The 6,049-nt window shown below is 38.1% G+C and carries 8 protein-coding genes; 6 read left to right on the top strand and 2 right to left on the bottom strand.

The window, feature by feature from the left end:
- Positions 1-4: 4 nt before the first annotated feature.
- The 6 genes from truA (at position 5) to BG04_RS12300 (ending at position 4,230) form a co-directional block, all read left to right on the top strand.
- Positions 5-745, top strand: a complete 741-nt coding sequence (gene truA, locus BG04_RS12275; RefSeq protein ID WP_013054957.1) for a tRNA pseudouridine(38-40) synthase TruA — start codon at positions 5-7, stop codon at positions 743-745.
- A 156-nt stretch (positions 746-901) separates the two neighbouring features.
- Positions 902-1,339, top strand: coding sequence for a 50S ribosomal protein L13 (gene rplM / locus BG04_RS12280; RefSeq protein WP_013081381.1), 438 nt, complete (start codon positions 902-904; stop codon positions 1,337-1,339).
- Between the two features lie 22 nt (positions 1,340-1,361).
- On the top strand, positions 1,362-1,754 hold the full coding sequence (gene rpsI, locus BG04_RS12285; protein WP_013054959.1) for a 30S ribosomal protein S9: 393 nt from the start codon (positions 1,362-1,364) through the stop codon (positions 1,752-1,754).
- 108 nt (positions 1,755-1,862) lie between these two features.
- The gene (locus tag BG04_RS12290) at positions 1,863-2,288 is read left to right on the top strand and encodes a DUF2521 family protein (protein WP_013081382.1); all 426 of its coding nucleotides are present in this window, start codon (positions 1,863-1,865) and stop codon (positions 2,286-2,288) included.
- Between the two features lie 70 nt (positions 2,289-2,358).
- Positions 2,359-3,066 (top strand): N-acetylmuramoyl-L-alanine amidase CwlD, encoded by a 708-nt coding sequence (gene cwlD, locus BG04_RS12295; protein ID WP_034654901.1) that lies wholly within the window; start codon positions 2,359-2,361, stop codon positions 3,064-3,066.
- A 90-nt stretch (positions 3,067-3,156) separates the two neighbouring features.
- Positions 3,157-4,230 (top strand): Mrp/NBP35 family ATP-binding protein, encoded by a 1,074-nt coding sequence (locus BG04_RS12300; protein WP_034654900.1) that lies wholly within the window; start codon positions 3,157-3,159, stop codon positions 4,228-4,230.
- A gap of 38 nt (positions 4,231-4,268) precedes the next feature.
- Here the strand turns inward: BG04_RS12300 and BG04_RS12305 are convergent, their stop codons facing one another.
- The gene (locus tag BG04_RS12305) at positions 4,269-5,177 is read right to left on the bottom strand and encodes a LysR family transcriptional regulator (RefSeq protein ID WP_013081385.1); all 909 of its coding nucleotides are present in this window, start codon (positions 5,175-5,177) and stop codon (positions 4,269-4,271) included.
- 187 nt (positions 5,178-5,364) lie between these two features.
- Positions 5,365-5,994 (bottom strand): spore germination lipoprotein GerD, encoded by a 630-nt coding sequence (gerD, locus tag BG04_RS12310; protein ID WP_013054964.1) that lies wholly within the window; start codon positions 5,992-5,994, stop codon positions 5,365-5,367.
- Positions 5,995-6,049: the final 55 nt, after the last annotated feature.

Genomic DNA, 6,049 nt, shown 5'->3' on the forward strand with positions numbered 1-6,049 from the left:
AAAGATGAAACGTTTAAAATGTATAGTTGCATACGATGGCACACACTTTTCAGGTTATCAAGTTCAGCCCAATAAGCGAACTGTTCAACTGGAGATTGAAGCCGTTTTAGAGAAAATGCATAACAAAAAAGTGCCGATTTACGCCTCTGGACGAACGGACACAAATGTTCATGCACAGGGGCAAGTCATTCATTTTGATACAAACCTAAATATTCCATGTGATAAGTGGAAAAAAGCATTGAATTCAATGCTACCAGATGATATTGTAATGAAGAATGTATGTGAAGTTGATGCACATTTTCACGCCCGGTATGACGTTACTTCAAAAGAGTATCGCTATCATATTTTGCGCGGCGAAGATCGAAATCCTTTCACTCGTTCTTATGCATACCATTACCCTTATCCATTAGACTACTCAAAAATGAAAAAAGCCATCACATATTTACTCGGTACACACGACTTTACAAGCTTTTGTTCAGCGAGAACAGAAGTGGAAGATAAGATTCGTACGATTTACAAGATTGATATGTATGAAGAGAATAGTCAGCTTGTGTTTAGATTCGTTGGAAGTGGCTTTCTGTATAATATGGTTCGTATTCTTGTTGGAACGCTTTTAGAAGTAGGACAAGGCCGTATTGAACCAGATGCTATAAAAGATATTCTAGAAAGCAAATCACGTCCTCGTGCAGGGAAAACTGCGCCTTCGCAAGGACTATATTTATGGCGCGTTTTCTATGACAACTAAACCTGGTGTAACATTTTCTTGACATTAGTAGCTTAAAGATATAATATATCATATGGTATGTATTTTAACCCCACGGTTAGCCCCGGAAATTAATCGTGTTGAAATAGAAGGTTGAAATAATTTTATAATTGATGATGAAAATTAGGAGGGAAACTCATGCGTACAACTTTCATGGCGAAAGCAAACGAAGTAGAGCGTAAATGGTATGTTGTCGATGCTGAAGGTAAAACTTTAGGTCGTTTAGCAAGTGAAGTAGCATCAATCTTACGCGGTAAACATAAACCAACTTTTACACCACATGTTGATACTGGTGATCACGTGATCCTTATCAATGCGTCAAAAATCGAACTAACAGGTAAGAAATTAACTGATAAAATTTATTACCGTCACAGCATGCACCCAGGTGGTTTGAAACAACGTACAGCATTAGAAATGCGTACTAACTACTCTGAGAAAATGCTTGAATTAGGAATCAAAGGCATGCTTCCAAAAGGTAGCCTAGGCCGTCAAATGTTCAAAAAATTACATGTGTATGCTGGTGAAGCACATCCACATGAAGCACAAAAACCAGAAGTTTACGAACTTCGCGGATAATTAATAAGAGGAGGTTATTATCTTGGCACAGGTACAATATTACGGAACTGGTCGTCGTAAAAGCTCTGTTGCTCGTGTACGTTTAGTACCAGGTAACGGTCGCGTAACAATCAACGGTCGTGAAATCGAAGAATACATTCCATTTGCTGCACTACGTGAAGTAGTAAAACAACCACTTGCTTTAACTGAAACTGTAGGTAACTATGACGTATTTGTAAACGTTAATGGTGGAGGTTATGCAGGTCAAGCTGGCGCTATTCGTCACGGAATCTCTCGTGCTTTATTAGAAGCAGACCCTGAATACCGTGGAACATTAAAACGTGCTGGTCTATTAACTCGTGACGCTCGTGCGAAAGAACGTAAAAAATACGGTCTTAAAGGCGCTCGTCGTGCACCACAATTCTCAAAACGTTAATTTTATATTACGTTTCAAGCCTTGGTCTTTGGACCGAGGCTTTTTTTATTTGTTGTTTGCGTATGAGACGAAGGCTTGTGCAGACAATATGTAAAAAAGGGAGGCGTTATGGTGAACGAGGTTACATATTTAAAAGAAAAACGTTATGAAAAAGAAATGAAATATGAACGCAAAGTCCTAAGAGAACTGTCGTTTGATTTGCTTCAAGAGAGGCTGCGTCGTTATTTTCATCCCATGTTTCAGTGGAATATGCTAGGAGACGAACATGTGGAGGAGTACTGTCTTGATATTGCCATCGAATCATTTTTATTAGGTGCCCGGGTGAGTAAACGTGGTAAAGGCTACGAAGACTTTCAGAAGCACAGTAAGCAAGAAGAGTCTCTTTTAATTGATACATTGTACGGAGCCGTCAGCATGTCTGTAACAGATCTTTATCAAGACGGTCTGTATTATTTGTGTCAAGGATATGTGCAAGACTGGTGGAAAGAAGGTTATCGTACCGCAGAAAAAAGACGTCGGTTACGTTTGCATTAAAAAGTACTCATAATTCCCGTTCTTGTCCCATATAGAAATAAATAGGTGAGGCAAGAAGGGAAGGGATAAAATGTCTAAAGTAAAAATAATGAGCACAATTATAGCGCTTCTCGTTCTTTTTGTCATTGTACAATATCAGATAGATCATAGAACATCATCCGGTTCGCTTTCACTCCCTCTTAGCGGGAAAGTTATTGTACTAGATCCTGGACATGGCGGTGTTGATGGAGGAGCCGTAGGAGAGGATGAAGTGCTTGAAAAAGAAATAACTCTTAAAATTTCGTTGATGCTTCGGGACTATCTGCAAGAGCAAGGAGCACTTGTTATTATGACGAGAGAAAAAGACGAAGACCTAGCGGCCAAAGACACAAGAGGATACAGTCGCAGAAAAGTAGAGGACTTAAAAAATCGCTTAACGATGATTAATAAATCCAATGCTGATTTGTACTTAAGTATTCACTTGAATGCTATTCCATCCTCTGCATGGAGAGGGGCTCAAACTTTCTATTACGGGTCCCTAAAAGAAAACGAGCAAGTGGCTAAACTCATTCAACAAGAGTTAAGAAATAATCTGGATAATACGAGTCGTGAAGCAAAAGCTATTCAAACTCTTTACCTTCTTAAGCATTCTAAGCCACCAGGTGCTCTGGTTGAAGTAGGATTCTTATCAAATCCTACAGAACGTAAAATGCTTCAATCGAAACGCTATCAAAAAAAGTTAGCTGAATCCATTTATGAAGGAGTCAGCCGGTATTTTACTGGAGAAAAGCCTAAATAAAAAGCATAGCATCCTTCTATTCAGAAAAATCTAATATGTATGATATACTTGATAGTATAAATAAATAGATTTTAACATGGTGGTGGGAGTATGCTAACGGAAAAGCAAGTAAAAGAAGTAGTAGGGGAAATTACAGATCCATTTTTAAATAAAAAACTATCAGAAACAGATGCGATTAAAGAAATAACAATTAAATCTGAAAAACAGCATATAAGCCTGAAGATTGCTGTTGCAAAAACAGGTACTAGTGAACAGCTGAGCCTTCAAGGCACAATTGTAGAAGAATTAAAAAAAGCAGGTGTACAGTCGGTCGGACTGCGATTTGTTGAGTTTACGCCTGAAGAACTTCAGCAGTACCGCGCTGAGCAACCGAATACTGGCAACTTACTAACTAGTCCGAATGCACCTGAATTTATTGCTATTGCCAGCGGTAAAGGAGGCGTTGGTAAATCAACAGTCTCTGTTAACTTGGCCGTTTCTCTAGCTCGTTTAGGAAAGAAAGTTGGTTTAATTGATGCTGACATTTATGGATTCAGCGTTCCAGATATGATGGGAATCACACAGCGTCCTGTAGTAGAAGGTGAAAAGATTATTCCAGTTGACCGTTTCGGAGTAAAAGTTATTTCCATGGGCTTCTTTGTAGAAGATAATTCACCTGTTATCTGGCGAGGACCTATGCTTGGAAAAATGTTGACAAGCTTTTTTACAGAAGTTGAATGGGGAGAATTAGATTATCTTTTACTAGACTTACCTCCCGGAACAGGTGATGTCGCATTAGACGTTCACTCTATGCTTCCTGCTTGTAAAGAAGTGATTATTACAACACCACATCCTACAGCGGCATTTGTTGCAGCTAGAGCGGGTGCTATGGCTTTGAAAACCGATCATGAGGTAATTGGTGTTGTAGAAAATATGGCCTACTTTGAAAGCCAGCTAACAGGGGAAAAAGAGTATGTATTTGGTAAAGGCGGAGGTCCAAAACTTGCTGAGGAACTTCAGACAGAGCTGTTAGGACAGCTTCCGTTAAGTCAGCCTGACTGGAATGAAGAAGATTTTGCACCTTCCATTTACGATGAATCGCATCGTTTAGGTAAAATATATGGAGAGATTGCAAGCAAGATTGCATTTATTTGCGAAAATGAAAAAGCAGCAACAGGAAAATAACAAAAAGCACGCGCTGTTCGAGCGCGTGCTTTTTGCTATTATACAGAGAGTTCAATCTGCGCCTTTTTTAAATCAAATGCAAGGTTTTGTTTTAAGAGAGCTAAAAATGTTTTTCCAGCTGTACTTACGGTGTGAGACTGGTGCTTTAAAATGCCGATTGCAGGCCCCTCATGCAAGTCATGAATCGTTTTAACCACCACTTGATCTGGCGGAAGAGTTGCGCTTATTTGTGGAACAACGGCTACTCCTAAGTTTTCTTTTACAAAATGCTGAAGTGTGCTAATAGTGCCTAACTGGACTTTAGCAGGCAGTTGGCCTGTTCGTTCAAAGATTAGCTGCTCAATTTTCTTTTGAACGGAAGATTGCCCAGCTGTAATTAGCGTTTCGTGTATTAAATCTTTTGCAAAGATTGTTTTTCTTTTTGTTAGAGCATGATTGAATGGTAGTAGCAGCACAAGTTTTTCCGTTAGTAATGCCTCAAATTCTATATCTCTGAACGATTCTGAGACAGTGCCAATCGCGAAATCAATTTCTTGATTGCGTATATGTTGATGAAGATGCTTTTCGTCTGCAACGAGTAAGCTAATTTCTGTGTTGGGATATCTTTTTTTAAATAATGAGAGAATGGAAGGCAGTCGACTGCTTGCTGTAGGCTCTGCAGCACCTATACGGATAGTGCCAGCTTCACCTGTTGAATAATCCTTTAAGGTGTTATTTAGATATTCATATTCCTTTAGTAAAATATTTGCCCGTTCGTAAAAGATTTTACCTGCTTCAGTAAGTTTTATGCTTTTTCCTCGTTCTAAAAGCTTAAATCCTAGTTCGGATTCCAACTTTTGAATGTGCAGTGTAATAGTAGGCTGAGAGTACTTTAAATATTCAGCGGCTAATTGAAAACTTCCTAAACGAACAATGGTTTGAAACGTTTTAATAACGCGAAATTCCATCGAATTCCCTCCTTTTGCTATAAAACGATTGTGTTAATTTCTAATATTTTACCATAAAGCTAAGAATTAAAGTTTACAATTCCAATAAAAATACTAAGTATTAAAAAATATAAAGAAGTTATTTAGGTTTTTTAATAAAAATAAATGACATAATTAAATACGCACCTCATATGAGATGCGTATTTAATCACTGCTGTTGCTGTTCTCCGCCTGAATCAGATCCAGAGGAAGAAGAACCACCATCGTCGCTGCTTTGTTTTTGTCCACCTTGTGTTTCTTCAGCGGCTTTCAAAAGAATGTCTTGAATTTTAGATTGATAAAGAGGGCTATCAAACGTTTCGGTCATAATCTTTTGTAAATAAGTGCGATATTCTTTACTCTTTAAAACAGTCAGTACTTCTTTTTCCATAGCCGGATCCTTTAAAACATCTTGAAGCATTCCTTGATATTCAGGATCTTTCATCAGTTGTTTGATGACCGTCTTATTTTCTTTTTCCAAACTTTTAGCAAAGCTTTCAGCAAACTTCGGATCATCCATGGCTTTTTTCCAAAATTCCACGCCTTTATCTGAGACTAGGGTTTGAGAAATTGTATCTTTTATCGCGTTTTGATCCATTAAAATATCTTGTCTAACAGAAGGGTCTTTCATAATTGCCTCGACTGCTTTTTTTCCTTCATCTGTTTTTAAAATATCAACAACCATTTTCTTTGTTTGATCATAATCCATACCATTGTTCTCTTCATCTTGCGGTGCACAGGCTGTAGCTAAAAGCATACACATTCCTATATAAATGAGGAGCATGAGTCGCTTTTTCATAGTAATGGGCTCCTTTCCTAATATGCTTACGCTTAATATGAGATAATCAAGGTTT

The organism is Priestia megaterium NBRC 15308 = ATCC 14581 (genome assembly GCF_000832985.1).
GTDB classification, from domain to species: domain Bacteria; phylum Bacillota; class Bacilli; order Bacillales; family Bacillaceae_H; genus Priestia; species Priestia megaterium.

Bases quoted from the DNA above. Each gene is read 5' to 3' on its own strand.
- truA (WP_013054957.1), top strand. From the start codon at position 5: ATGAAACGTTTAAAATGTATAGTTGCATACGATGGCACACACTTTTCA.
- rplM (WP_013081381.1), top strand. From the start codon at position 902: ATGCGTACAACTTTCATGGCGAAAGCAAACGAAGTAGAGCGTAAATGG.
- BG04_RS12290 (WP_013081382.1), top strand. From the start codon at position 1,863: ATGGTGAACGAGGTTACATATTTAAAAGAAAAACGTTATGAAAAAGAA.
- cwlD (WP_034654901.1), top strand. From the start codon at position 2,359: ATGTCTAAAGTAAAAATAATGAGCACAATTATAGCGCTTCTCGTTCTT.
- BG04_RS12300 (WP_034654900.1), top strand. From the start codon at position 3,157: ATGCTAACGGAAAAGCAAGTAAAAGAAGTAGTAGGGGAAATTACAGAT.
- BG04_RS12305 (WP_013081385.1), bottom strand. From the start codon at position 5,177: ATGGAATTTCGCGTTATTAAAACGTTTCAAACCATTGTTCGTTTAGGA.
- gerD (WP_013054964.1), bottom strand. From the start codon at position 5,994: ATGAAAAAGCGACTCATGCTCCTCATTTATATAGGAATGTGTATGCTT.